Here is a 26,776-nt window from a genome sequence, read left to right as displayed (position 1 = left end):
TTTTTTGTGTTTCACGCGTCTGGATATCAGAACGGGATATCGTCGTCGAAATCCATTGGCGGTTCGTTAGACGGTGCCGGAGCAGACTGCTGCTGCGGACGGGACTGCGCGCCGCCGCTAAACTGATTGCCGCCCTGCGGCTGCTGAGGCTGGCCCCAACCGCCCTGCTGCTGGCCGCCACCTGCCGGTGCGCCGCCGCCCTGACGGCCACCCAGCATCTGCATGGTGCCGCCAACATTCACCACCACTTCCGTGGTGTATTTTTCCTGACCGGATTGATCAGTCCATTTGCGGGTACGCAGTTGGCCTTCAATGTAAACCTGAGAGCCTTTACGCAGATACTCACCGGCCACTTCAGCCAGTTTGCCAAACAGCACAACACGGTGCCATTCGGTCTGCTCTTTCATTTCACCGGTCGCTTTATCACGCCAGGATTCGGAAGTAGCCAGCGTAATGTTGGCAACTGCGCCACCACTCGGCATGTAGCGTACTTCCGGGTCCTGGCCCAGATTACCGACGAGAATCACCTTGTTTACGCCTCTGCTGGCCATGTTCGTGTCTCCTGAATACGTTTCTTAATAGTGTAAACGCGCGAGTGTACCATTTCCATGCGACACTTTGATAGTTGCGTAGCATGTTCCAGAGTTCTCTCGCGGACTCGACATTGTTACACAGTGAATCAGAAAATGCATTCCAATACTGTATATTCAAACAGGTCATTTTGTGTCATAATTAGCCGTTTCTGACAGCCGTTTGTCCTTCAAACAAATCAGGCAATCCGTGTTCCAACCGGGAAAGGTGAATGGATAAGATCGAAGTTCGGGGCGCCCGCACCCACAATCTCAAGAATATCAACCTCATAATCCCTCGCGACAAACTCATCGTCGTGACCGGGCTTTCGGGGTCTGGCAAATCCTCACTGGCTTTCGACACTTTGTATGCCGAAGGACAGCGTCGTTACGTTGAATCGCTCTCGGCGTACGCGCGTCAGTTCCTGTCGCTGATGGAAAAACCGGATGTCGACCACATTGAAGGGTTATCTCCTGCTATCTCCATTGAGCAGAAATCCACGTCGCATAACCCGCGATCCACGGTCGGTACCATTACCGAAATCCATGACTACCTGCGTCTGCTGTATGCGCGCGTGGGCGAGCCGCGCTGCCCGGATCACGACGTTACGCTGGCGGCCCAGACCGTCAGCCAGATGGTGGATAACGTGCTGTCGCAGCCGGAAGGCAAACGCCTGATGCTGCTGGCGCCAATCATTAAAGAGCGTAAGGGCGAACACACTAAAACGCTGGAAAATCTGGCAAGCCAGGGCTATATCCGCGCCCGTATCGACGGCGAAGTGTGTGACCTGTCCGATCCGCCAAAGCTGGAGCTGCAAAAGAAACACACCATCGAAGTGGTGATTGACCGGTTTAAGGTCCGTGAAGATCTGGCGACGCGTCTGGCGGAATCCTTTGAAACGGCGCTGGAACTGTCGGGCGGCACGGCGGTGGTGTCAGACATGGACGATGCAAAAGCGGAAGAGCTGCTCTTCTCCGCCAACTTTGCCTGCCCGATTTGCGGCTACAGCATGCGCGAGCTGGAACCGCGCCTGTTCTCGTTCAACAACCCGGCGGGCGCGTGCCCGACCTGTGACGGCTTGGGCGTTCAGCAGTATTTCGACCCTGATCGCGTGATCCAGAATCCGGAGCTGTCGCTGGCGGGTGGCGCCATTCGCGGCTGGGACAAGCGTAACTTCTATTACTTCCAGATGCTGAAGTCGCTGGCGGAGCACTACAAGTTCGACGTTGAAGCCCCGTGGGCCAGCCTGAGCGCGAACGTACATAAAGTGATCCTGTTCGGTTCCGGCAAAGAGAACATTGAGTTCAAGTACATGAACGATCGCGGTGACACTTCCGTGCGTCGCCACCCGTTCGAAGGGGTGCTGCACAACATGGAGCGCCGCTACAAAGAGACCGAATCCAGCGCGGTGCGTGAGGAGCTGGCGAAGTTCATCAGCAACCGCTCCTGCGCCACCTGCGAGGGCACGCGCCTGCGCCGCGAAGCGCGTCACGTGTTTGTCGAAAACACGGCGCTGCCGACCATCTCAGACATGAGCATCGGCCACGCGATGGACTTCTTCAACAACCTGAAGCTCTCCGGCCAGCGCGCGAAAATCGCTGAAAAAGTGCTGAAAGAGATCGGCGATCGCCTCAAGTTCCTCGTGAACGTTGGCCTGAACTACCTGACGCTTTCCCGCTCGGCTGAAACGCTCTCCGGCGGTGAAGCCCAGCGTATCCGTCTGGCGAGCCAGATTGGCGCAGGCTTAGTCGGCGTGATGTACGTGCTGGATGAGCCGTCTATCGGCCTGCACCAGCGCGACAACGAACGCCTGCTCGGCACGCTGGTTCACCTGCGTAACCTCGGCAACACGGTAATCGTGGTCGAGCACGACGAAGATGCGATCCGCGCCGCGGACCACGTGATCGACATCGGCCCGGGCGCTGGCGTGCACGGCGGACAGGTGGTGGCAGAAGGGACGCTGAAAGACATTATGGCGGTGCCCGAGTCGCTGACCGGCCAGTACATGAGCGGCAAGCGCAAAATTGAAGTACCAAAACAGCGCGTGGCGGCGAACCCGGAAAAAGTGCTGAAGCTAACCGGGGCGCGCGGCAACAACCTGAAGGACGTGACCCTGACGCTGCCTGTCGGGCTGTTCACCTGCATCACCGGCGTGTCCGGTTCCGGTAAATCGACGCTGATCAACGATACGCTGTTCCCGATTGCGCAGACGGCGCTGAACGGCGCGACGCTGGCTGAACCTGCACCGTACCGCGACATTCAGGGGCTGGAGCATTTCGACAAGGTTATCGACATCGACCAGAGCCCGATTGGCCGTACGCCGCGTTCCAACCCGGCGACCTATACCGGCGTCTTTACGCCCGTACGTGAACTCTTTGCCGGCGTGCCGGAAGCGCGTTCGCGCGGCTATACGCCAGGCCGTTTCAGCTTTAACGTGCGCGGCGGCCGCTGTGAAGCGTGCCAGGGCGACGGCGTAATCAAGGTTGAGATGCACTTCCTGCCGGATATCTACGTGCCGTGCGACCAGTGTAAAGGTAAGCGTTATAACCGCGAAACGCTGGAGATTAAGTACAAAGGCAAGACCATCCACGAAGTGCTGGATATGACCATCGAAGAGGCGCGCGAGTTCTTTGACGCCGTCCCTGCGCTGGCGCGTAAGCTGCAAACCCTCATGGATGTGGGTCTTACCTATATTCGTCTGGGGCAGTCAGCGACAACGCTGTCCGGCGGTGAAGCGCAGCGCGTGAAGCTGGCGCGTGAGCTGTCCAAACGCGGTACCGGTCAGACGCTGTATATTCTGGATGAGCCGACCACCGGCCTGCACTTTGCGGATATCCAGCAGCTGCTGGACGTGCTGCACCAGCTGCGCGATCAGGGCAACACCATCGTGGTGATTGAGCACAACCTGGACGTGATTAAAACCGCTGACTGGATTGTCGATCTCGGCCCGGAAGGCGGCAGCGGCGGCGGTGAAATCCTCGTCTCCGGTACGCCAGAGACCGTTGCAGAGTGCGAAGCCTCGCACACCGCGCGCTTCCTCAAACCGTTGCTGTAATCGTCACACGGAGAGCTGCTGTCGGATCGTTTCCGGCAGCAGTTCAACCGCCTGTAGATACGACGCATCCACCAGGTAGTAAATTTGCGAATCTGGCAGCGAGCCGTCGAGAAACACCGTACTCCAGTGCGCTTTATTCAGATGCTTACTTGGCCTGACATCATCGTGCTGCTGGCGCAGTAAGTCGGCCAGTTCCGGACTGGTTTTCAGTGATGCCGCAGGCCGCGCATCCACCTCTTTCACCATCGCGAACAGCACATCACCCACTTTGATCTGCGTGGCTTTCCAGTCGCTGTGAACGCTTTGTTCCGCGCCCGGCTTGCTCATGCAGTACTGAAGTATCTCCGAAATTGTCATCTTTATTCCCCTTGTAGCGTTGCGATAATTTTACGCGAACCACCGTGAATGCGATGTTCTCCCAGCCAGATCCCCTGCCACGTTCCCAGCAGTAACCGTCCGTTGTAGACCGGCAGCATCAGCGAGACGCCCAGCAAAGAGGATTTGATGTGCGAAGGCATATCGTCCGCCCCCTCGTAATCATGCTCATACGGGGCGTTATCCGGGACGGTTTTCAGAAAATGCCGCTCCATGTCAGACCGGACGGTGGGATCGCAATTTTCATTGAGCGTGAGAGAAGCAGACGTGTGCTGAAGCAGCAGATGCAGCAAACCCGTTTTGACGCGCGACAGGTCGCGGATTTGCCCGATGACTTCGTCCGTCACAAGGTGAAATCCGCGTGGTTTTGCGCTTAAGGTCAGGGTCTGTTGATACCACATGTGCTGCTCCATTATGAAAGGTGAATCTTTCTAAGTGTGCAGCAAGAAAGCGAAAGGTAAAACCCGCGCAGCGAGATTTGCTTAAAAAAGCATTCACCCCGCCGTTAATGCATCAGTATTCAGAGTTAACGATCACCTCTTCACCAAATTTTCCGGCCATCGGCAGCGGTCGGTAGGTGGAGTTCGAGGCGCGTAACACCCTGATGCCTCTGGCTCCCACGTCGTGCGCCGCGGTGATGTCGTTATCTGAATCCCCGTAGAACACTTTGATATTTTTCTTTTCCAGCCACTGGGTTTTGGTGTTTTGCCCTTCCTGGTCCCCGGCAAAAATGACCGGATTCATGCTGGCCGCCGGGATCAGAAAATCATCCTGTAGCGTTTTCGAGACGGTTTCGGTTTTGGTCTGGCTACGTCCGGTCACGAAGTAAATGCTGTCGCCGCGCTTTACGTGCATGGCGATCAGCGCGCGGGCAACCTCTTTCGGGATACTGAACTCATCCCAGCCGTTGTTCATCTTTTCCCAGAATTCCGGGTTTTTCAGATAGGCTTCGCTGTCCGGGGAGTACGTTTTTTTGCCGCGCCAGAAACCGGGGCTGGAGAAGAGAACGGTATCGTCAATATCGAAGCCCACGGCTATCGGCGGGCGACCCGTCAGGCTGTTTTCAATTTGTGCCACTGAAACCCAGTGAATGGGGGCCTGTTCGGCAAGAATGGCGGCGGTGGTGCCGGTGTAAAGCGGCGTGGGTGCAGAAGCCCGCGCAACAACGGTACTATTAAGCGAGAACAATAAGCAGGCGGCGCTGAGCGCCAGTGTGATCTTGCGCATATTTTCCCCTGAATATTCAGTTTGTTATCTTTTTATTTTGAGCGGATGGTCAAAAAACTATCCGACCATAACCCCAGCGGGAGGGGAAGGAAAGGAGTTTTTACTTATGAAGCGGAATAAAAAGAAGACGATCACAAAGTGTGGATGAGTGATGTAGGCCCGGTAAGGCGCAGCCGCCACCGGGCAAGATTTTCTGCGGCCTGATGCCCTCACCCCAGCCCTCTCCCACAGGGAGAGGGAGATAATAAGTAGTGAGTACTTACATCACAGCTGCAAACGCCTGCGCCACGCGCTGGACGTTGCTGGCATTCAGACCCGCCACGCACATACGGCCGCTGGCGATCAGGTAGACACCGAACTCTTCACGCAGGCGATCGACCTGCGCTGCGCTCAGTCCGGTGTAGCTGAACATCCCGCGCTGCTTGAGAAGATAATCAAAGTTATGCCCAGGCACGGCCTCTTTCAGGACGTTAACCAGCTCCTGACGCATCGACAGGATGCGCTTACGCATCGCTTCCACTTCCGCAAGCCAGGTGGCTTTCAGTGTTTCGTCACCGAGAACTGTCGCCACCACCTGCGCACCAAAGTTCGGCGGGCTGGAGTAGATACGGCGGACCGTCGCTTTAAGCTGGCCCAGCACGCGGCCCGCCGCTTCAGCGTCTTCACACACCACGGACAGACCGCCAACGCGCTCGCCGTACAGGGAGAAGATTTTTGAGAAGGAGTTGCTGACCAGAGCGGGAAGCCCCGCGCTGGCAATCGCGCGAATGGCGTAGGCGTCTTCCTCCATGCCCGCGCCAAAGCCCTGATAGGCGATGTCGAGGAACGGGATCAGGTTACGCGCCTTCAGTATCTCGATCACCGCATCCCACTGGGCATTGGTGAGGTCCGCACCCGTCGGGTTATGGCAGCACGGATGCAGCAATACGATGCTGCGCTCCGGCAGGGTGTTCAGTTTTTCCAGCAGCGCATCAACGCGCACGCCGTTCGTTTCGCTGTCGAACCACGGATAGGTTTCAACCTTAAAGCCCGCGCCCTCGAAGATCGCAACGTGGTTTTCCCACGTCGGGTCGCTGACCCACACGCCGGAATCCGGGAAGTACTTTTTCAGGAAATCTGCGCCTACCTTCAGCGCACCCGAGCCACCCAGCGTCTGGATAGTCGCTACGCGCTTTTGCGCGAGCACCGCGTGGTCCGCACCAAACAGCAGCGGCGCGATAGTGTTGCGGTAGGTGTTTAATCCTTCCATCGGCAGATAAAGCGAAGCACCGTGCGGGGTTGCGTTAAGACGCGCTTCAGCTTCAGCAACGGCTTTCAACTGAGGAATGATGCCGTCTTCGTTGTAGTAAAGACCAATGCTGAGGTTCACTTTGTCGCTGCGAGGATCTTCTTTGAAACGCTCCATCAAGGAGAGGATAGGGTCGCCGGCGTAGGCGTCTACTTTCTGAAACACGCGATGTTCTCCGGATTATTATGAGGCAGGGAATTCAACAATAAACCGGAAGCGGAAGAAGATCGAGGGGATGTTAACAGAAGCGGGATGCACCGCATCCCGCTCATGCTTAGTCGACGTATTTCATCGCGACCCTTGAGGTAAGACGCGTGATAAGTTCGTAAGCACTCACTTTTGTTATTTCAGCAATACGTTCTACCGGCAGGCCTTCGCCCCACATCACCGCATCGTCCCCCGCTTTATCCTGCGCGTCGGGCCCCAGATCAACACAAATCATGTCCATCGCCACGCGGCCGACAATCTTCACTTCACGACCGTTGACCAGCACCGGCGTGCCCGTTGGTGCGGCGCGGGGATAGCCGTCACCGTAGCCCATCGCCACCACGCCAAGACGGGTATCGCGCTCGCTGATCCAGGTGCCGCCGTAACCTACCGGCTCTCCCGCTTTGTGCTCACGCACGGCAATCAGCTTTGAAACCAGCGACATCACCGGCTTAAAGCCAAAGTCCGGCCCCCAGGGTTTGTGCTCCAGTGGCGATACGCCGTAAAGAATGATGCCCGGACGCGCCCAGTCGAAGTGCGACTGCGGCCACAGCAGAATACCGCCGGATGCCGCGATCGAGCGCATCCCCGGTTTGCCTTCGCAGAAGGTGTTGAAGATATCAAGCTGCTGTTCCGTTGCGCCGCATTCAGGCTCATCGGCGCGGGCAAAGTGGCTGACGATGTTTACCGGCTGACGCACATTTTTGCACTGACACAGACGCTGATAAAACGCCTCCGCGCTTTCCGGCCGCACGCCCAGACGGTGCATGCCCGTGTCGAGCTTCATCCAGACGGTGACCGGTTCGCTCAGTTCGGCCGTTTCCAGCGCGGCCAGCTGTTCTTCGTTATGCACCGCCGTGTGCAGGTGCTGATCGGCAATGGTCGGCAGGTCCGAGGCTTCAAAAAAGCCTTCGAGGAGCAGAATCGGTTGCGTAATTCCACCTGCGCGCAGGCGGAGAGCTTCTTCGAGACGGGCGACGCCAAAAGCGTCGGCATCGGGGAGCGTTCGCGCGGTCTCAAGAAGACCGTGTCCGTAAGCGTTCGCTTTCACGACTGCAACGAGCTTACTGGCGGGCGCCAGTTCTCGCAGACGTTGCAGGTTGTGTCGCAGAGCGCGGCGGTTAATAACAACAGTTGCCGCTTGCATTTGAATTCCTTAGAAATTACTCATCATCATATTGAGGACCGGCATAGTTGTCGAAACGCGACCACTGGCCGTTAAAGGTCAGACGTACCGTACCGATGGGGCCGTTACGTTGCTTACCAATAATAATTTCGGCGATCCCTTTCAGGTCGCTGTTCTCGTGATAAACCTCATCACGATAGATGAACATGATTAAGTCGGCATCCTGCTCGATGGAGCCGGATTCACGCAGGTCGGAGTTGACCGGGCGCTTGTCTGCACGTTGTTCCAGAGAGCGGTTAAGCTGCGACAGCGCCACCACCGGCACGTGCAGCTCTTTGGCTAACGCCTTGAGCGAGCGCGAAATCTCGGCAATCTCCAGCGTACGGTTGTCGGAAAGCGACGGAACGCGCATCAGCTGAAGGTAGTCGATCATGATGAGACCGATGCCACCGTGTTCACGGGCGATACGGCGTGCGCGGGAGCGCACTTCCGTCGGCGTCAGGCCGGAGGAGTCATCAATATAGATGTTCCGTTTTTCCAGCAAAATCCCCATGGTGCCGGAGATCCGCGCCCAGTCCTCATCGTCCAGCTGACCGGTACGGATGCGGGTCTGATCCACGCGCGACAGGGACGCCAGAGAACGCATCATGATCTGTTCAGAGGGCATCTCCAGACTGAAGATAAGCACCGGCTTATCCTGCAACATCGCCGCGTTTTCGACGAGGTTCATTGCAAATGTCGTTTTACCCATCGACGGACGTGCGGCCACGATAATCAAATCCGACGGCTGAAGACCTGCCGTTTTCTTGTTGAGATCGTCATAACCGGTGTTCACCCCCGTCACGCCATCGTGCGGCTGCTGGAAAAGCTGCTCAATACGTGCGACGGTGGCGTCGAGCACATCGGCGATGTTTTTCGGGCCTTCGTCTTTATTCGCACGGCTTTCGGCGATTTTAAAGACGCGGGATTCCGCCAGGTCGAGCAGATCTTCGCTGGTGCGCCCCTGGGGATCGAAACCTGCCTCGGCGATCTCATTTGCCACCGAGATCATCTCGCGGACAACGGCACGTTCACGAACGATATCAGCGTAAGCGCTGATGTTCGCGGCGCTTGGCGTGTTTTTTGACAGTTCTGCCAGATAGGCAAATCCGCCGACGCTGTCGAGCTGTCCCAGACGCTCCAGCGATTCTGCGAGCGTAATCAGGTCGATCGGGCTGCCCGACTCCTGCAAACGCGCCATTTCCGTAAAGATGTGGCGGTGCGGGCGGGTATAGAAGTCTTCCGCGACAACGCGCTCGGCGACGTCGTCCCAGCGTTCGTTATCCAGCATTAAACCGCCCAACACCGACTGTTCCGCTTCAATCGAGTGCGGCGGGACTTTTAACCCGGCGACCTGATAATCACGCTCACGAGGTTCAGTCTGTTTGTTGAAGGGTTTGTTTCCTGCCATAGTGAATGGAGTTACCGAGATAAAGAGTGGGTCGAAAGATTACCACATTCTGGAGGAAGCATGGCAACACGTATTGAATTTCACAAGCATGGTGGCCCTGACGTACTCAAAGCGGTGGAATTTACCCCCGCTGCGCCTGGCGAGAACGAAATCCAGGTGGAAAACAAAGCTATCGGCATTAACTACATCGATACCTATATTCGCGGCGGCCTCTATCCGCCTCCGTCGATGCCGAGCGGGCTGGGCACAGAGGCGGCCGGCATCGTCAGCAAAGTGGGCAGCGCGGTTAAGCACATTAAGGAAGGCGATCGCGTGGTGTACGCGCAGTCGGCGCTGGGCGCTTACAGCTCCATCCATAACGTTCCGGCCGAGAAAGCGGCGCTTCTGCCAAATGCGATCGGCTTCGAGCAGGCTGCCGCCTCATTCCTGAAAGGGCTGACGGTCTATTATCTGCTGCGAAAAACCTACGAAATTAAGCCTGACGAGCAATTCCTGTTTCACGCAGCCGCAGGTGGCGTGGGGCTGATTGCCTGCCAGTGGGCGAAAGCCCTGGGCGCGAAGCTGATCGGCACCACAGGCAGCGCGCAAAAAGCGCAGCGTGCGCTGGACGCGGGCGCATGGCAGGTGATCAACTACCGGGAAGAGAGCATCGTTGAGCGGCTAAAAGAAATCACTGGCGGCAAAAAGGTCCGCGTGGTGTATGACTCGGTGGGGAAAGACACCTGGGAATCTTCGCTGGACTGCCTGCAACGTCGCGGGCTGATGGTGAGCTTCGGTAACGCCTCCGGGGCTGTCACCGGGGTGAACCTGGGCATTCTGAATCAGAAAGGATCACTGTACGTCACTCGCCCTTCCCTGCAAGGTTACATCACCAACCGGGAAGAACTTGAGGAAGCCAGCAACGAGCTGTTCTCGCTGATCGCCAGCGGGGTGATTAAAGTGGATGTGGCAGAGGCGCAGAAATATCCGCTGACCGATGCGCAACGTGCGCATGAGGTGCTGGAGAGCCGGGCAACGCAGGGGTCGAGTCTGTTAATTCCCTGAGCCATAAAAAGAAATTGGGCTTCCCGTGGGAAGCCCTTTCTTTTTTTAGTTCGGCTGTATGTAGGGTACAGCTCGATGAATTCTTTAGCGGCAGCCATAGTGACAGATTCGATAAGTAAATCCTATTCTGTTCTAAGGATTGCTGCCGGAAAAGTTGCAGGTATGTGACGTACCCCTCAATACCTTAGTAACGGAAGCGGTTATTACGCTGATAACTGGGCAGTTTTGGCGATTTAATCGCCCGTATCGCCCATACCACCGCAATCGCCAGAAGTAACCACGGCAAGAGTTTAATCGTCAGGGCAAATAAACCGCCGACAAACATCACCACCGTGGCCACAACGAGCGCGGCCAGGATACCGAGCAGCGACACGCCCGTGACCATCAGCATGATAAAGAAACCAATCACAAAAAGAAGTTCAAGCATGGTGCTCTCCCACGAGTTCCCGAATGATGCTGCGATCGTTACAAGAATCATGCCAAAAATAAGTTGTTGTTCTGAAAGCAAAACGCCCGCAATGTGTTGCAGGGCGTGGCGTATTTGACCATCTTTTAGCGAAATTTAACGTTTATCCGCAACCAGACGCAGCGCGTGTTCCAGTACCTCAATATCCGCACCGGCTTTATGCGCGTTCTCGCTGAGATAACGACGCCACTGGCGCGCACCAGGAATGCCCTGGAACAGGCCAAGCATATGGCGGGTAATGTGGCCCAGATACGTACCATGACTCAGCTCGCGCTCAATGTACGGATACATGGCGCGCACTACGGCCACGGGATCGGTGTCAGCACCCTCAACGCCAAAGATTTCCCGGTCAACCGTCGCCAGAATGCCCGGATTCTGATACGCCTCGCGTCCGACCATCACGCCATCCATATGTTCGAGGTGCGCTTTGGCCTCGTCCAGCGACTTAATACCGCCATTGATCGACATGGTCAGGTGTGGGAAGTCGCGTTTCAGCTGGTACACGCGCGGGTAGTCCAGCGGCGGGATCTCGCGGTTTTCTTTCGGGCTGAGGCCTGAGAGCCAGGCTTTACGGGCGTGGATGATAAACATCTCGCATTCACCCTTCCCTGATACCGTGTTGATGAAATCACACAGAAACTCATAGCTGTCCTGGTCGTCTATGCCGATACGGGTTTTGACCGTGACCGGGATAGAGACGACGTCGCGCATCGCTTTGATGCAGTCCGCCACCAGGTGTGCATTTCCCATCAGACACGCGCCGAACATACCGTTTTGCACACGGTCGGACGGGCAACCGACGTTGAGGTTAATCTCGTCATAGCCGCGTTCTTCAGCCAGCTTCGCGCACTGCGCCAGCGCAGCCGGATCGCTGCCACCCAGTTGCAGCGCAACCGGATGCTCCTCTTCGCTGTACGCCAGATAATCGCCCTTGCCATGAATAATTGCGCCGGTAGTGACCATTTCGGTGTACAGCAGCGTATGGCGGGAGAGCTGGCGCAGGAAATAGCGGCAGTGTCTGTCCGTCCAGTCGAGCATTGGCGCAATGGAGAAACGGTGTGCAGGGAAAGCGGTCTGGAATTCTGACGACATGGCGAAGTTTTAAGCATCTGGTGGAAAAGGGGCGCTACTATAGCATAAAGAAAAGCCGGAGGCGCAGCGCCTCCGGTGGACTTTAGAACGTCATGCTCAACTGTGCCCCTGCGCCCCAGGTCTCGTCTTCGCCATAAAGCCCCATCAGGTCAACGTGGACGGCGTTGAACGGCGCGAAACCGACACCGCCGGTAAAGACGTTGCTGTCGTTCCCTTTCATATCCGCACGATAACCGGCGCGTACTGCCAGCCAGCTCAGCGGCGTGACTTCGGCACCGACGCCAACGTACTGGGAGGTGTCTTCGCTTTTAAAGCCCTTGGTTTCGGTCAGATCGCCGTCTGCGGTAAGCGTGACCAGATCGTTATGCCAGGCGGCCCCGGCAGTGACCAGCGGACGGATCTGATAGGTGTCTTTATAACTCACTACCTCTCCCGTGCGTCCGTTGCGAATGCGGATATCTTTGGTATCGATATCGCGCGACATCAGGTTTTGTCCGCTCACACCGACCGTCCAGTTTTCACCGAAATCAGCCGCAATACCGGCATCGACGTTGAAGCCAGTGTCGTCGGTACGGTAGCGGCTGTCGTTCCACTTATTACTGTCGTAATCGTAGATTGAGGTGGTGTAGTTATAGAGCCAGGTTTTTTGCAACTTCGGCGTGACGCCAACGGAAACCGGAACGCCGCCAAGATCGAACTGACGGGCCACCGCAATACCGTAGTCGGACACAATCGCCGCCCGACCAGACGCCGTAGAGTTAAGGTTTTTGGTGATCTGATCGGTACCGTTTAGCGCGGCATCCAGCGCCACACCGGCAGCCACCGCATCGCTTCGTTGTATACCGCGCAGATAATCAATGTCCTGCTGATCGATTGAAGAGCTGACCCGGCCATGGGCATAGCCTTTTGCCATAAAGGCCACGGAAAGAACATCGTTAGGGATACTGACGGCAATCCCCGCCCCTGCGGTGGCGTGTGCGGTCTTGCCTTTCAGGTAGTCCAGTTCATCAGCGAGATCTTTCGCTGCGCCCTGGAACTGATTGATCGAACCTAATGGATTGGTGATAACTTCAATGGGGGTCAGACTATCAACCACATCCTTGTAATGATTGATTTTGTCGTTAATGGTATCAATCTCGTCCTGAAGATTGTCTTCATCGGTCACCTGCACGCCAACGGACGGCAAAATAACCGTCACATCATCCTCGGGCTTAGATTTTGCCAGCAACGCGGGGTTGATTAACGCCCCGCTGCCATAGCTCCCTGCCGCGACACCCGTTCCGCCCATTGCGTCGCTACGCGCTTCCGTCCAGGTATTGGCTGCTCCCGCCTGATTTGCCATAAAAAAGGAGACAGCGATGCTAACCATCGAAAATTTAAAATGTTTTTTCACAGTGTGCTCGTAAATAGTTTGTTATTAGTTAACCCTGTCTGTTATCACCCAAACAGGAACGAACTATTGCTGTGAATAAGTGCAAAAAGACCCGCTATTTCCTTAAGTTAAATTCCATCCCGGCCTGTTGTAATATGTGACGACCATCAATATTTATAGAAGAGGAAATTATTTTCGCCCAGGTTTTCCATCGTGCGGCCCAAAAAACTGAGGCGGATGGTCGACCCAGCGGTCTTCGCGCGTCGCGGCATACACCGGATTGAGCGGATAGTAGATACGGTTATGTTTTTTATTGGCCTCACCCACCACCAGTAAGCGCACCTCTTCATCGGTATTGTTGATAAAGGTGTGACACACGCCCGTCCCGGCTGGAAATCCCACGCTGTCTCCGGGTTCGAGCTTCCATAAATAGCCATTGATCCAGGCCTCAGGGTAACCCTCCAGAACGTAAACAAACTCCTCTTCGTCGCTTTCCGCATGCGGATAAGATGTGCGGCGTCCGGGCGGCAGCCGTTCATGGTGAATACCAATGCGGCCGAGACCCAGTTTGCGGGCCAGCGGCGCGCCAATAGAAAAACGTTCGTTGCTGTCAGGATACGTTGCGTCATCAGCGCCTTCCACGTCCCGCCAGTGCCGAATACAGTCAGGTCTTTTCATTTTGCGATCTCCTGATTTGCGATGCGTCAGGTATAGCACAGCCTGGCGGATCTCGGTGTTTTTAGCAGAACATGATAAAGTGAGAGTTTTCACCCCTTACCACATCCGAGGTGCCCGATGGACAAGTCCACAAAAGAGCTGTTAGCGCAAGCTGAAAAGCTGTGCGCGCAACGCAATGTGCGCCTGACCCCGCAGCGCCTTGAAGTACTGCGTCTGATGAGCCTGCAACAGGGCGCCATCAGCGCCTACGATCTGCTCGATCTGCTGCGTGAAAGCGAGCCGCAGGCAAAACCGCCGACCGTTTATCGGGCGCTGGATTTTCTGCTGGAGCAAGGGTTTGTGCATAAAGTGGAATCAACAAATAGCTATGTGCTGTGCCATCTTTTTGACCAGCCAACTCACACGTCCGCCATGTTTATCTGCGATCGCTGTGGTGTGGTGAAGGAAGAGTGTGCGGAAGGTGTGGAAGATATTATGCATACGCTGGCAGCCAGAATGGGCTTTGCGCTGCGCCATAACGTGATTGAAGCCCACGGCTTATGTTCTGCCTGCGTGGAGGTGGAGTCATGCCGTCATCAGGATGACTGTCAGCACGATCACTCTATCCTGGTGAAGAAAAAGCCGCGTTAAAGCCAAAGAAAAAGGCGGCTCAGGGCCGCCCTTGGGGATAGTACCGGTTACCAGCGGTAGTCGTTACGGGTTTCCCAGTCTTTGACTTCGTTTTCCGCCTGATCTTTTTCGTAACCGTAGCGCTCCTGGATTTTACCTACCAGCTGATCGCGCTTACCTTCAATGACGGTCATATCGTCATCTGTCAGCTTACCCCACTGTTCTTTCGCTTTACCTTTGAATTGCTTCCAGTTGCCGCCGATTTCGTCTTTATTCATAATCGTGTCCTCGTGTTAAGCGTCTATGAGTATCGCCCGCTACGTTCTTTTCTGCTGGACGTGATTATTATTGTAGTTAAGGATTCGGCAGTTGTTTTTTTATTCGGAATCTTTAACCGTTACGATATATCGTGCGGGGCTGGAAACCAGGTATTGTTTCGCCAGTGACGATGCCAGATAACGGCCAGCGAAAGGCCACGCAGTGAGAGAAACACCGCCAGCGCCAGCCACAGGCCATGATTGCCGAGATACGGCAGGGTCAGCAGCGTCAGGCCGAACCCCGCCGCCGCGACGGCCATGCTGTTGCGCATCTCCGCCCCTCGCGTCGCACCAATAAACATGCCGTCCAGCAAATAGCACCACACGCCCACCACCGGTAATACTACCTGCCAGAGGATGTAGCGATCGGCCAGCTCACGTAGCGCGGGCAACGAGGTGAGTAGTGCGACAATATACCCACCAAAACAGGCGTATACCAGAGCAAAGGCCAGCGCCACCAGACCCGCCTGACGACAGGCAGCACGCCAGACTTCACGTAACTGGCCGCTTTCACGCGCGCCATAGGCCTGCCCTGAATGCGCCTCGACGGCGTAAGCAAAACCATCCAGCGCGTAAGCGGTAAAGGTCAGTAACGTCATGAGCACTGCGTTGACGGCAACGATCTCAGGCCCAAGACGCGCACCAAAAACGGTTAAGGCGCCAAAGCAGAGTTGCAGCAGGAGAGAACGGAGCATGATGTCGCGATTAAGCGCCAGCAGCTTACGAATGTTGCCGCGCCAGGCCGATTTCAGCAGATCCAGGGTGATACCGCGCATCGCCAGCACGCGCCAGACCATCCCCAAACCGATCAGCAGCGTACCGTACTCGGCAATTGCCGTGGCCAGCGCCGCGCCCCGAACGTTCATGTGCAGCCCCATCACCAGCCACAGATCGAGCATAATGTTAAGCAGGTTGCCTACCACCAGCAGGATCACCGGCGCGCGGGCGTACTGCACGCCCAACAGCCAGCCCAGCAGGACCAGGTTTGCCAGTGAAGCGGGCGCGCTGAGCCAGCGAATTTCGAGGAACCGCCGGGCCTGTTCCAGTACGGCATCGCTGCCGCCCACAATATGGAGCGCAAGATCAATCAGCGGCGTACGCAACAGAACAATTAACGCGCCAGCACCGAATGCCAGAATAAGCGGCTGAACCAGCGCACGCGCCAGACGCAGGGGATCTTTTGCACCATACGCCTGAGCAGTCAGGCCTGTCGTACTCATGCGCAGAAAAAGCAGCAGCATAAAGAGGAAGCTGGTCGCCGTTGCGCCGATCGCGACGCCGCCGAGATAAATCGGCGAATCGAGATGCCCGATAACCGCCGTATCCACCAGCCCCAGCAGAGGAACGGTAATATTGGAAAAAATCATCGGTAGCGCAAGACGCCACAACGCATTATCGGCAGAAGTTAGCAATGCCATGGAAATTACCGGAATCAGAAAACAGGCCAGGCTGTAGAGGAACTACAGCCTGTCAGGAAGAGATTACAGCCATTCACCGTTGCGGATAACGCCGACCGCCAGCCCTTCAATAGAGAAGCTCTGCTCGCGGAGATCCACCACAATCGGGGAGAATTCATTATTTTCAGGCAGAAGCTGCACAGTATTGCCTTGTTTTTTCAGGCGCTTAACCGTCACTTCATCATCAATGCGCGCCACCACGACTTGCCCGTTACGCACGTCCTGCGTTTTGTGTACCGCCAGCAGATCGCCATCCAAAATACCGATATCTTTCATGGACATTCCGCTAACGCGCAGCAGGAAATCGGCGCTCGGCTTGAACATGCCTGGATCAACCTGATAGTGCCCTTCGATGTGCTGCTGCGCCAGCAGAGGTTCACCTGCCGCTACGCGACCCACCAGCGGAATACCGCTCTCTTCTTCCACCAGCAGACGAATACCGCGTGAGGCGCCGGAAACAATCTCAATCACGCCCTTACGCGCCAGCGCTTTAAGGTGCTCTTCGGCAGCATTAGGAGAACGGAAGCCCAGACGCTGCGCAATTTCTGCACGCGTGGGTGGCATACCCGTCTGGCCGATATGATCCCGAATGAGATCAAACACCTCTTGCTGCCTGGTCGTTAACGCTTTCATACCGCCCCCTGGGTGTATATACAGTTATGCTGTGAGTATATACAGTCAAAGGCGATTTTGGAACCAAAAACTGCACAAAAAACCAGGGACTTAATTATTCCTCGAGGCTCATCGGAAATGCGACCAAAGCAGCGTGACCCAGGTGATCGCCGCAGTGATAATCGCCAGCAGTACGGCAGCGGAACCCATGTCTTTCGCCCGGCCAGACAATTCATGGAATTCCGACCCGATTCGGTCAACAACGGCCTCAATAGCGCTATTAAGAATTTCCACTATCATCACCAGAAAGACAGATCCGATGAGCAGTACGCGGGTGATAGCATCAACATCAAGGAAGCAGGCGATGACAACGGCAACGATTGCAGCAACCGCCTCCTGGCGGAAAGCGGCTTCATTAACCCATGCAGCGCGGAAACCTTTCCATGAATAACCGGCAGCTTTAATGATTCGAGTTAACCCAGTGGTATTATTGGCCATTAAAAGAACCTTTTATGATAAATAGCGTCTGTAACTAAAGCCGCAGCGCGTTTTGCTGCAACCTGAAGTATGACGGGTAACAACAGAAATTTTGCGCGCTTTCTGTTATCCTTGCGCCGCAATTGCATTATTAACCAGAGGCTTTACATCGTTTATGTCCGGCTGGCCACGAATTTACTACAAATTACTTAATTTACCATTAAGCGTCCTGGTAAAAAGTAAGTCTATCCCAGCAGAACCTGCGCTGGAATTAGGGCTCGATACGTCGCGCCCTATTATGTACGTTTTGCCTTATAACTCGAAGGCAGACCTGCTGACGCTTCGCGCTCAATGTCTGGCGCACGATTTACCTGACCCACTTGAACCGCTGGAAGTCGACGGTACGCTGCTGCCACGCTACGTGTTCATCCATGGCGGGCCGCGCGTGTTCACCTATTACACGCCGAAAGAAGAGTCCATTAAGCTGTTCCATGATTACCTCGATCTGCACCGCAGCAACCCCGATCTGGACGTGCAGATGGTGCCGGTGTCGGTGATGTTTGGCCGTCGTCCGGGGCGCGAAAAAGGGGAAGAGAACCCGCCGCTGCGTATGCTCAACGGCATTCAGAAGTTTTTCGCCGTCTCCTGGCTGGGACGCGACAGTTTTGTCCGCTTCTCACCTTCCGTTTCACTGCGCCGCATGGCGGATGAACACGGCACTGACAAAATCATTGCGCAAAAGCTGGCGCGCGTTGCGCGTATGCACTTTGCACGTCAGCGTCTGGCGGCCGTTGGACCACGTCTCCCGGCACGTCAGGATCTGTTCAACAAGCTGCTGGCTTCCAAAGCGATTGCCCGTGCCGTAGAAGACGAAGCGCGCAGCAAGAAAATTTCGCACGAGAAAGCGCAGCAGAACGCAATCGCGCTGATGGAAGAGATCGCCGCGAACTTCTCCTACGAGATGATTCGCTTCTCTGACCGTATCCTCGGCTTCACGTGGAACCGCCTCTATCAGGGGATTAACGTCCACAACGCCGAACGCGTGCGTCAGTTAGCGCACGACGGCCACGAGATTGTCTATGTGCCCTGCCACCGCAGCCACATGGACTACTTGTTGCTCTCTTACGTGCTCTATCACCAGGGGTTGGTGCCACCGCATATTGCTGCCGGTATCAACCTGAACTTCTGGCCAGCAGGCCCGATTTTCCGCCGTCTGGGTGCGTTCTTCATTCGTCGTACCTTTAAAGGTAACAAGCTTTACTCCACCGTCTTCAGGGAGTATCTGGGCGAGCTGTTCAGCCGCGGTTATTCTGTGGAGTACTTTGTTGAAGGCGGTCGCTCGCGTACCGGTCGTCTGCTCGATCCAAAGACCGGCACGCTGTCGATGACCATTCAGGCCATGCTGCGTGGCGGTACCCGTCCTATCACGCTGGTGCCGATTTACATCGGTTATGAACACGTGATGGAAGTGGGCACCTACGCGAAAGAGCTGCGCGGTGCGACTAAAGAGAAAGAGAGTCTGCCGCAGATGCTGCGTGGGCTGAGTAAATTGCGCAACCTCGGCCAGGGATACGTGAACTTTGGCGAGCCCCTGCCGCTGATGACATATCTGAACCATCATGTTCCGGAGTGGCGCGAGTCTATCGATCCTATCGAAGCGGTACGTCCGGCCTGGCTGACGCCAACGGTCAACGGCATTGCATCCGAGCTGATGGTACGCATCAACAATGCTGGTGCGGCAAACGCCATGAACCTGTGTTGTACTGCGCTTCTGGCCTCTCGCCAGCGTTCACTGACCCGCGAACAGCTGACCGAGCAGATTGACTGCTACCTGGATATCATGCGCAACGTGCCGTATTCCGTGGATTCGACCGTGCCGTCTGCCACCGCCAGCGAGCTGATCGATCACGCGTTGCAGATGAACAAGTTCGAAGTCGAGAAAGATACGATTGGTGACATCATCATTCTGCCGCGCGAGCAGGCCGTGCTGATGACCTACTACCGTAATAACATCACGCACATGCTGGTGCTGCCGTCGCTGATGGCGGCCATTATTACCCAGCACCGCCGTATTTCGCGTCAGGAGCTGCTGCGCCATATTCAGGCCATCTACCCGATGCTGAAAGCGGAGCTGTTCCTGCGCTGGAGTAAGGATGAACTGGCGGCAGAGCTCGATAAAATGACGGCAGAGATGCATCGTCAGGGGCTGATTACCATCAGTGATGATGAACTACATATCAATCCGTCACGTTCACGTACCTTGCAGCTCCTGGCTTCCGGTGCGCGTGAGACGTTGCAGCGCTACGCCATTACCTTCTGGTTGCTGAGTGCAAATCCGTCCATCAACCGCGGTACGCTGGAAAAAGAGAGCCGGACGCTGGCCCAGCGCCTCTCCGTTCTGCATGGCATTAACGCCCCGGAATTCTTCGACAAAGCGGTATTCAGCTCCCTGGTGCTGACGCTGCGCGACGAAGGGTACATTAGCGATACGGGCGATGCCGAGCCGGAAGAGACGATGAAGGTTTACCAGATGCTGGCAGAGCTGATTACCGCGGATGTGCGTTTAACGATTGAGAGTTCGACGCAGGGCGAATGATGCTAAAGCCGGGTGACGCTAACGCTTACCCGGCCTACATGTTCCGCTAAATCGTAGGCCGGGTAAGGCGAAGCCGCCACCCGGCTTTTTTATGACCAGTAACTCATCGCCAGGCCCAGAAACAGCACCAGCCCGACGTAGTTATTATTCAGAAACGCTTTAAAGCAGGCTTCACGCTCGCGCTTCGCGATCAGCTTCTGCTGATACGCAAACAGCAGCCCCGCCACCAGTACGGACCAGTAAAACTCCCAGTTCAGCCCGTTCAGGCGACCAATCGCCACCATCAGCGCCAGCACCGCCACCTGTAATATGCCGATGATCAGCTTGTCGTGACGACCAAACAGGATCGCCGTCGATTTGATGCCAATCTTGAGATCGTCATCGCGATCGACCATCGCGTATTGGGTATCGTACGCAACGGCCCAGAGAATATTCGCCAGGAACATCAGCCAGCAGCTGAGCGGAACGGACTCGCTGACCGCGGCAAACGCCATGGGAATCGACCAGCCAAATGCCGCACCCAATACCACCTGCGGCAGATGGGTGTATCGCTTCATGAACGGGTAAACCCAGGCCAGCGCCAGAGCCGCAACGGACAGTAGAATGGTCATGGTGTTAAGGGTTAACACCAGCATGAAAGAGAGAAGCACCAGCACCACAAACAGAATGCGCGCCTCTTTCCCGGTCACCTGACCGCTCGGCAGAGGACGATTCGCGGTGCGCTTAACATGTCCATCAAATTTCCGGTCAGCATAGTCGTTAACCACACAGCCCGCAGCGCGCATCAGCCAGACGCCCGCCACAAACACCGCCAGGATCCACAGCGGCGGCACACCCGGCGTGGCAACCCACAGCGCCCATAAGGTCGGCCACAGCAGCAGCAGCGCGCCAATGGGTTTATCAGTACGCATCAGGCGGTGATAGGCCAGCAGCTTATTCTGCGTCAGACTCCACTCCATTTTCTCTCCCTCTTAGTACAACGGCGATGCAGGCAAAAAGAGTTCCGTCAGTATTAACGGCTTGCCACTCAAACGAAGGCGGGAACGGCGCCCCCACAAATCGGCATCGCAACCAATTTCAATAAAATCACGGGTCAGTTCAGACGAGGTGAACAGATAGCGCCCCAGGGGCGTTTTGCCGAGGCGTTGCAATGCCAGCTCCGGCCCGGAAAGTGTAGACTCAGGAACCACCGTCCGCCCGGCAAGCCACGGCTCGCCATCCGCACAGAGTAAAATTTCACGCAGCCAGTAGCGTTCTTCCTGCGGCAGCAGCGGCAGCTCGCTGGCAATCTCCGCAGGCGAGACAAACCCTTCCTGAATCATCGTCACCGTGACCGTTTTACCCTGTTGCTCAAAACGTTTTGTCATGGAATCTTCCAGCAGCAGCCAGTCCAGCTGTTCCGGGTCAAGCGCAGGGATGTGGTCGAAATAGCGTAGCGCACGCAGCTGCGTGAGCGCGGGGTGTGACATGCCAGACTCTCCGATACATAACGTAAAAGCATTGTATCGCAGATTGGCAAAATGAGGACGGACAAACAGAATTTAACGATCACTATCGCAACAATGGTGCAACTTAGCCAAAAAAAGTGCGCCCGTGAAGGCGCACCAAACGACTAACAAAATCAGCACTGTGGGGAGACGGTTACCCCTTGCCTTTTACACTGCTGATAAAGGTGGAACGGGCAGTGGTTGAACCTAAACGCTCGGCTTCATCAAGCAGTTTCAGCGCTTTATCGACATCGCCGTTTTTAACTGCCTGCTTGATGGCGTTGTTAAAGTACGTTTCAGTATCGTTAAGCACCGGCTCGGCTTTTTTCGCCGGGGCCGGAGCCGCGGCCGGTGTTGCGGCTGGCGCGGCATACACAGGCGCGGCAGTATTACCCACCGTTACCGGCCCCGGGCCAGATGAGCCAAACAGCGGGCCTACGAGTACGCTGGAGGCGCTGTTGGTGGAGACTTTCAGCTTGATCAGGCCGTCGGTAGTATGGCGAGCATGCGGATCCGGGATATCCGGGACAGCGTTACCGGTGCCTTTTGCGTAGGCTTTCGCCGGATCAACCAGCTTCGTTGTCTGTTGCAGATCTTTTTCAGTCGTGAACACCAGGACATAAATCTTCTGCTGACCCAGGGCTGGCGTCAGGCGCATAACGCCTTCCAGCCGATCGGCACTCATGACGCCAGGCTCCTGATAGCTGAAATAGTCGCTTGGGAAGAATGCGGATGGCGTCATGCTCTGATCGAGGATCAGCACGTTAGGCGCGAAGACGCTGGCCTGTTTATTGACTTCACTGGTTAACGTCAGGGTCAGCTCGCCGATATTCGCCGGCACGCTGAAAGCCGCAACCGGACCGCTGATACCCGGCACGTTCAGCGACTGACCGCCAGCGGCAAGCTGGGTGGTTTGCGTTTTCGACTGATCAACTGGCGTCCACACCAGTTGCTGAAGTGCCGCAGCCGGAATAGCTGGCGCAGCACTGGTATTTTGAGGAACAAAATTCACATCTGCATAGGTGAGCGCAGGCGCACAGGCCAACAGCCCCGCAGAGAGGCACAGCGCGACGAGACTTTTCTTCATTTTCATTGTTATTACCTCTGATAGCGTGAGCACTGCGGTGGCCAGGCAATAGCGCGCAGCACCCTAAGGAGAGAGGGGCTTACGCCCCTCTTTTCAGGTCATTACGTCAGGCTCGACGAATTACCACCAGATTTCCATCTGGGCGCCGAAGGTCCACTCATCGTTGTCGCCACGGCTGAAGGTTTTCGCGGAGGTGTCGCTATACGCTACGCCAGAGGTGTAACCTGCACCTGAGTCGTTGTTTGCATAGCCCCATTTCTCATCCCACTTCGCGTAGGTTGCGAAGACACGGATAGCCGGACGGGACCAGATGCTGTCGCCTGCCTGCCATTGCTGTGCCAGGGTGATTTTGTACTGGCTGTTTTTGTCGTCAGTTTTCTGAGACTTAACGTTGTCGTAGCCCACTTCCAGCAAGGTGCTCATGATCGGCGTCCATTTGAACATTGGACGAACACCCACGGTCCACCACTCGGTACCGTTGTTGTTGTCACGATCGATGTTCTGGTACATACCGACGTACATCAGGTCCCAACGGTCTGCCAGGGTGATTGCACCGTGGTCCAGCACGCGCCACATAGAGCCGTCGTTATCGATGCTGCCACCCTGTGGAATACCTTTACCGTTAGAGGTCATGGAATCCGTACCGTATTGCAGTACGAACTTGTTGAAGCCTTTCATCATGCTCTGGGTGTGTTCAGCGGTGAACAGCCAGCCATCTTTAGAGGCGCCAGGTTGCAGATAGTAGTCGTCAGGAATGTTGGTATGACCGTAGTCAACGCCCAGCTCCAGCGTACCGCCCGGGTTGGTTTCCAGACCGGCTAAACGGACGTCGAAGACATCGTTTGGTACCACGTTGTCATAAATACGGTCGCCGTTCGCATCACGATCGGCGAAGGTTGCAGAACCGCCGGACTCAGAAGAACGGGTCGCTGCCAGAGAGAGTTTACCAAAGCCCAGATCGATGTTTTCAATACCGGCACCAGGACCAGAGATATCCCAGTAGTAGAAGTCGATCATGTGTACGTCATGACGCTGATAGAAGCGCTTACCGGCCCAGATGGTAGAGCCTGGCAGCCATTCAATCAGGTTTTTACCCTGCACGTTAGCTTCACGGAAGGCCGGGCTGGTGGATTCCCAGTCATTCTGTTGAGAAACGGAGTACGCTACGTTGGTGTCGAAATAGAAGCTCTTGTCGCCTTCTTTCCACACTTCCTGGCCCAGTTTCAGTTCGGCGTAGGTTTCACATTCGTTACCGAGACGGTATTTACTTTGTGCGCCTGTTGCCTGGAAACATTGTTGTTCACCGCCACTTCCGGTCCAGCCAATGCCGGAACGAGCATAACCTTTAAAGTCTACGGCGCCCGCCTGGGCAGACAGGATGCCTGCCGCAATGGCGACAGCCAGAGGGACTTTGCGCAGAGTAATCATTATTCTATCTCCTGAGATCATTGCTTTTCTTTGTAATTGGAATGCTTAAACGCCTGGCTCTTTGTGCAACCGACGACATGCAGTGCCATCCTCACGGAACAGATGGCAACGCTCTGGCGGCAAACCGATAGCGAATGTGGCACCCTCTTCTACCAACACCACGTCATTCTGGCGGTAGACCAGGTTCTGACGGATGGCGGGGATCTGGATATGAATCTGTGTTTCGTGACCAAGCTGTTCGACGACCTGAACTTCACCTTCCAGCGTCACATCAGCGATGTGGCTCGGCAGTAAATGCTCAGGGCGGATACCGAGGGACATATTGGCCCCCACCTGTACGTTGGCGCTGTCGACCGGCAGCCAGACTTGCTGACGGTTTGGCAGCTCCACCTGTACCTGTTCGATTGCCGTCGCGGTCACTTTTACGGGCAGGAAGTTCATCTTTGGCGAGCCAATAAAGCCCGCAACAAAGCGGTCTGCCGGGTAGTGATACAGCTCCAGCGGTTTGCCCACCTGCGCCACGCGACCGGCATCCAGCACCACGATTTTGTCGGCCAGCGTCATCGCTTCGACCTGATCGTGGGTGACGTAAATCATCGTGCGTCCAAGGCGTTTGTGCAGACGGGAGATTTCGATACGCATCTGGACGCGCAGGGCGGCATCCAGGTTAGAGAGAGGTTCATCGAGCAGGAACACGCGCGGCTCGGCCACCAGCGTACGGCCGATCGCCACACGCTGACGCTGACCGCCGGAGAGCGCCTTCGGTTTACGCTCCAGCAGATGTGCCAGCTGAAGCACTTCCGCCACCTGGGTGACGCGCTGGTTAATGGTCTCTTTTTTCGCGCCGGCCAGCTTCAGGCCAAAGGACATGTTCTCGGCAACGGAAAGATGCGGATAAAGCGCATAAGACTGGAACACCATGCCCACGCCGCGTTCAGCTGGCGGGATGTCGTTCATTCGGGTATCACCAATAAATAAATCGCCCCTGGTGATGGTTTCAAGACCGGCAATCATACGCAGCAGAGTCGATTTACCACAGCCTGATGGACCCACGAACACCACAAATTCACCTTCGTGGATGTCCAGATTGATGTCTTTTGACACCACTACGTCGCCCCAGGCTTTCGTTACATTACGCAGCTGTACGCTCGCCATGCCCTTCTCCCTTCGTTACAACCTGTCACCGACAGAAACATTCAAGATAAGTTCACTATGCGTGTTCCATTACTTTCGTGAATCCTCCACCCCCCGGCTTTTTTATGGGGGAGGAGGCGGGAGGATGAGAGAGCAGGCTCTGCGACCGCAGCTGAGGGGCCGAGGCGAAAATCGTGAAGCGGCCTGCAAAATTCAGTGGGTTTTTATGTGCGCCAGCACTCATAACTTAAATTTATGTTACAGGGATCACACAAACAGGGGGTGGGGCGTAGGGACTGGGAGGATGGAAAGAGGATGTCAAATAAGGAGACTGAGTCACGTTGAACCACCTTATGTATCCACGAGCACATCACCAATAAAGGATGGCAGATATGAAGATCAAGACTGGCGCACGCGTTTTCGCATTGTCCGCCCTCGCAGCAATGATGATTTCCGCACCGGCTCTCGCCAAAATTGAAGAAGGTAAGCTGGTTATCTGGATTAACGGCGACAAGGGCTATAACGGTCTGGCCGAAGTGGGCAAAAAATTCGAGAAAGACACCGGTATCAAAGTCACCGTAGAGCACCCGGACAAACTGGAAGAGAAGTTCCCGCAGGTTGCGGCAACGGGCGATGGTCCGGACATTATCTTCTGGGCGCATGACCGTTTCGGGGGCTACGCGCAGTCTGGCCTGCTGGCAGAAGTTACGCCAGACAAAGCCTTCCAGGACAAACTGTTCCCGTTCACCTGGGACGCCGTTCGCTATAACGGCAAGCTGATCGCTTACCCAATCGCGGTTGAAGCCCTGTCACTGATTTACAACAAAGACCTGGTGCCAAACCCACCGAAAACCTGGGAAGAGATCCCTGCTCTGGATAAAGAGCTGAAGGCGAAGGGTAAATCCGCTCTGATGTTCAACCTGCAAGAACCGTACTTCACCTGGCCGCTGATTGCTGCCGACGGCGGCTACGCGTTCAAGTTTGAAAACGGCAAATATGACGTGAAAGACGTGGGCGTGGACAGTGCGGGCGCGAAAAAAGGTCTGACCTTCCTGGTTGACCTGATTAAGAACAAACACATGAACGCGGATACTGACTACTCCATCGCGGAAGCGGCGTTCAACAAAGGCGAAACCGCGATGACCATCAACGGTCCGTGGGCCTGGACCAACATCGACAAGAGCAAAATCAACTACGGCGTGACCCTGCTGCCAACCTTCAACGGCAAACCGTCTAAACCGTTCGTGGGCGTGCTGAGCGCAGGCATCAACGCCGCCAGCCCGAACAAAGAGCTGGCGAAAGAGTTCCTCGAAAACTACCTGCTGACCGATCAGGGTCTGGATGAAGTGAACAAGGACAAACCGCTGGGCGCCGTTGCGCTGAAATCCTTCCAGGATCAGCTGGCGAAAGATCCACGTATTGCGGCCACCATGGATAACGCCCAGAAAGGCGAAATCATGCCGAACATCCCTCAGATGGCTGCATTCTGGTACGCCACCCGTACCGCCGTCATCAACGCTGCAAGCGGTCGCCAGACTGTCGATGCCGCGCTGAAAGATGCTCAGGGTCGTATTACTAAGTAAGTCTGAAAAACGGCGGGTGGCGCATGCGCTTACCCGCCC

At 55.8% G+C, this 26,776-nt stretch carries 25 protein-coding genes; 5 read left to right on the top strand and 20 right to left on the bottom strand.

Annotated features, from left to right (window positions below; genetic code table 11):
- Positions 1-26: 26 nt before the first annotated feature.
- Complete coding sequence (gene ssb1 / locus L384_RS13660; RefSeq protein WP_003860284.1) at positions 27-551, bottom strand: single-stranded DNA-binding protein SSB1; 525 nt, start codon at positions 549-551, stop codon at positions 27-29.
- 251 nt (positions 552-802) lie between these two features.
- Here ssb1 and uvrA point away from each other — a divergent pair, with 251 nt between their 5' ends.
- Positions 803-3,625 carry an excinuclease ABC subunit UvrA gene (gene uvrA, locus L384_RS13665; RefSeq protein WP_023324012.1) on the top strand — a complete coding sequence of 941 codons (2,823 nt, stop codon included), beginning with the start codon at positions 803-805 and terminating at the stop codon, positions 3,623-3,625.
- A 3-nt stretch (positions 3,626-3,628) separates the two neighbouring features.
- Here the strand turns inward: uvrA and L384_RS13670 are convergent, their stop codons facing one another.
- From L384_RS13670 to dnaB, 6 genes are all read right to left on the bottom strand, one after another.
- Positions 3,629-3,982: an MmcQ/YjbR family DNA-binding protein gene (locus L384_RS13670; RefSeq protein ID WP_017382628.1), complete on the bottom strand. Its 354-nt coding sequence runs from the start codon at positions 3,980-3,982 to the stop codon at positions 3,629-3,631.
- Between the two features lie 2 nt (positions 3,983-3,984).
- Positions 3,985-4,401: a secondary thiamine-phosphate synthase enzyme YjbQ gene (locus L384_RS13675; RefSeq protein WP_003860290.1), complete on the bottom strand. Its 417-nt coding sequence runs from the start codon at positions 4,399-4,401 to the stop codon at positions 3,985-3,987.
- A 112-nt stretch (positions 4,402-4,513) separates the two neighbouring features.
- Positions 4,514-5,227: an acid phosphatase AphA gene (aphA, locus tag L384_RS13680; RefSeq protein ID WP_022650226.1), complete on the bottom strand. Its 714-nt coding sequence runs from the start codon at positions 5,225-5,227 to the stop codon at positions 4,514-4,516.
- Positions 5,228-5,486: 259 nt separating this feature from the next.
- Positions 5,487-6,680 (bottom strand): aromatic amino acid transaminase, encoded by a 1,194-nt coding sequence (tyrB, locus tag L384_RS13685; RefSeq protein ID WP_022650225.1) that lies wholly within the window; start codon positions 6,678-6,680, stop codon positions 5,487-5,489.
- 109 nt (positions 6,681-6,789) lie between these two features.
- Positions 6,790-7,869: an alanine racemase gene (gene alr, locus L384_RS13690; RefSeq protein ID WP_023324011.1), complete on the bottom strand. Its 1,080-nt coding sequence runs from the start codon at positions 7,867-7,869 to the stop codon at positions 6,790-6,792.
- Between the two features lie 16 nt (positions 7,870-7,885).
- Positions 7,886-9,298, bottom strand: a complete 1,413-nt coding sequence (dnaB, locus tag L384_RS13695; protein ID WP_003860298.1) for a replicative DNA helicase — start codon at positions 9,296-9,298, stop codon at positions 7,886-7,888.
- Between the two features lie 60 nt (positions 9,299-9,358).
- On the opposite strand from dnaB, the gene L384_RS13700 reads away from it, so the two are divergent.
- Positions 9,359-10,342, top strand: coding sequence for a quinone oxidoreductase (locus tag L384_RS13700; protein ID WP_003860300.1), 984 nt, complete (start codon positions 9,359-9,361; stop codon positions 10,340-10,342).
- Positions 10,343-10,526: 184 nt separating this feature from the next.
- On the opposite strand, the gene pspG is transcribed toward L384_RS13700, so the two are convergent.
- From pspG to L384_RS13720, 4 genes are all read right to left on the bottom strand, one after another.
- Complete coding sequence (gene pspG / locus L384_RS13705; protein WP_003860302.1) at positions 10,527-10,769, bottom strand: envelope stress response protein PspG; 243 nt, start codon at positions 10,767-10,769, stop codon at positions 10,527-10,529.
- 135 nt (positions 10,770-10,904) lie between these two features.
- Positions 10,905-11,900, bottom strand: coding sequence for a tRNA dihydrouridine(20/20a) synthase DusA (dusA, locus tag L384_RS13710; protein WP_003860304.1), 996 nt, complete (start codon positions 11,898-11,900; stop codon positions 10,905-10,907).
- An 82-nt stretch (positions 11,901-11,982) separates the two neighbouring features.
- The gene (traF, locus tag L384_RS13715) at positions 11,983-13,269 is read right to left on the bottom strand and encodes a conjugal transfer protein TraF (protein ID WP_153647855.1); all 1,287 of its coding nucleotides are present in this window, start codon (positions 13,267-13,269) and stop codon (positions 11,983-11,985) included.
- A gap of 192 nt (positions 13,270-13,461) precedes the next feature.
- Positions 13,462-13,950 (bottom strand): cupin domain-containing protein, encoded by a 489-nt coding sequence (locus tag L384_RS13720; protein ID WP_003860307.1) that lies wholly within the window; start codon positions 13,948-13,950, stop codon positions 13,462-13,464.
- A gap of 117 nt (positions 13,951-14,067) precedes the next feature.
- On the opposite strand from L384_RS13720, the gene zur reads away from it, so the two are divergent.
- On the top strand, positions 14,068-14,580 hold the full coding sequence (gene zur, locus L384_RS13725; protein WP_003860309.1) for a zinc uptake transcriptional repressor Zur: 513 nt from the start codon (positions 14,068-14,070) through the stop codon (positions 14,578-14,580).
- Between the two features lie 47 nt (positions 14,581-14,627).
- Here the strand turns inward: zur and L384_RS13730 are convergent, their stop codons facing one another.
- The 4 genes from L384_RS13730 to L384_RS0121025 all read right to left on the bottom strand — a co-directional run bounded on the left by L384_RS13730 (position 14,628) and on the right by L384_RS0121025 (position 17,443).
- Positions 14,628-14,837 carry a CsbD family protein gene (locus L384_RS13730; protein ID WP_003860314.1) on the bottom strand — a complete coding sequence of 70 codons (210 nt, stop codon included), beginning with the start codon at positions 14,835-14,837 and terminating at the stop codon, positions 14,628-14,630.
- A 119-nt stretch (positions 14,838-14,956) separates the two neighbouring features.
- A complete protein-coding gene (gene dinF / locus L384_RS13735) occupies positions 14,957-16,294 on the bottom strand; it encodes an MATE family efflux transporter DinF (protein WP_023324010.1) in 1,338 nt (445 codons plus the stop codon).
- A gap of 63 nt (positions 16,295-16,357) precedes the next feature.
- Entirely contained in the window at positions 16,358-16,966 is a 609-nt protein-coding gene (gene lexA, locus L384_RS13740; protein WP_003860318.1) for a transcriptional repressor LexA, read from the bottom strand.
- A gap of 108 nt (positions 16,967-17,074) precedes the next feature.
- Positions 17,075-17,443, bottom strand: a complete 369-nt coding sequence (locus L384_RS0121025; protein ID WP_003860321.1) for a diacylglycerol kinase — start codon at positions 17,441-17,443, stop codon at positions 17,075-17,077.
- A 154-nt stretch (positions 17,444-17,597) separates the two neighbouring features.
- On the opposite strand from L384_RS0121025, the gene plsB reads away from it, so the two are divergent.
- Positions 17,598-20,018, top strand: coding sequence for a glycerol-3-phosphate 1-O-acyltransferase PlsB (gene plsB, locus L384_RS13745; RefSeq protein WP_023324009.1), 2,421 nt, complete (start codon positions 17,598-17,600; stop codon positions 20,016-20,018).
- A gap of 89 nt (positions 20,019-20,107) precedes the next feature.
- On the opposite strand, the gene ubiA is transcribed toward plsB, so the two are convergent.
- The 5 genes from ubiA to malK all read right to left on the bottom strand — a co-directional run bounded on the left by ubiA (position 20,108) and on the right by malK (position 25,175).
- The gene (gene ubiA, locus L384_RS13750) at positions 20,108-20,977 is read right to left on the bottom strand and encodes a 4-hydroxybenzoate octaprenyltransferase (protein ID WP_023315219.1); all 870 of its coding nucleotides are present in this window, start codon (positions 20,975-20,977) and stop codon (positions 20,108-20,110) included.
- Between the two features lie 12 nt (positions 20,978-20,989).
- A complete protein-coding gene (gene ubiC / locus L384_RS13755; protein WP_022646736.1) occupies positions 20,990-21,487 on the bottom strand; it encodes a chorismate lyase in 498 nt (165 codons plus the stop codon).
- Between the two features lie 172 nt (positions 21,488-21,659).
- A complete protein-coding gene (gene malM, locus L384_RS13760; protein WP_023324008.1) occupies positions 21,660-22,598 on the bottom strand; it encodes a maltose operon protein MalM in 939 nt (312 codons plus the stop codon).
- Between the two features lie 114 nt (positions 22,599-22,712).
- A complete protein-coding gene (locus tag L384_RS13765) occupies positions 22,713-24,023 on the bottom strand; it encodes a maltoporin (protein WP_026080558.1) in 1,311 nt (436 codons plus the stop codon).
- A gap of 42 nt (positions 24,024-24,065) precedes the next feature.
- Positions 24,066-25,175 carry a maltose/maltodextrin ABC transporter ATP-binding protein MalK gene (gene malK, locus L384_RS13770; protein WP_023324007.1) on the bottom strand — a complete coding sequence of 370 codons (1,110 nt, stop codon included), beginning with the start codon at positions 25,173-25,175 and terminating at the stop codon, positions 24,066-24,068.
- Positions 25,176-25,546: 371 nt separating this feature from the next.
- Between malK and malE the strand changes: the two genes are divergently transcribed.
- Positions 25,547-26,737 carry a maltose/maltodextrin ABC transporter substrate-binding protein MalE gene (gene malE, locus L384_RS13775; RefSeq protein WP_003860330.1) on the top strand — a complete coding sequence of 397 codons (1,191 nt, stop codon included), beginning with the start codon at positions 25,547-25,549 and terminating at the stop codon, positions 26,735-26,737.
- The last annotated feature ends 39 nt before the right edge of the window (positions 26,738-26,776 follow it).

This window comes from Enterobacter sp. MGH 38 (genome assembly GCF_000492855.1).
Classification (GTDB): Bacteria; Pseudomonadota; Gammaproteobacteria; order Enterobacterales; family Enterobacteriaceae; genus Enterobacter; species Enterobacter hormaechei_C.
This window is presented reverse-complemented; position numbering and strand designations above follow the sequence as displayed.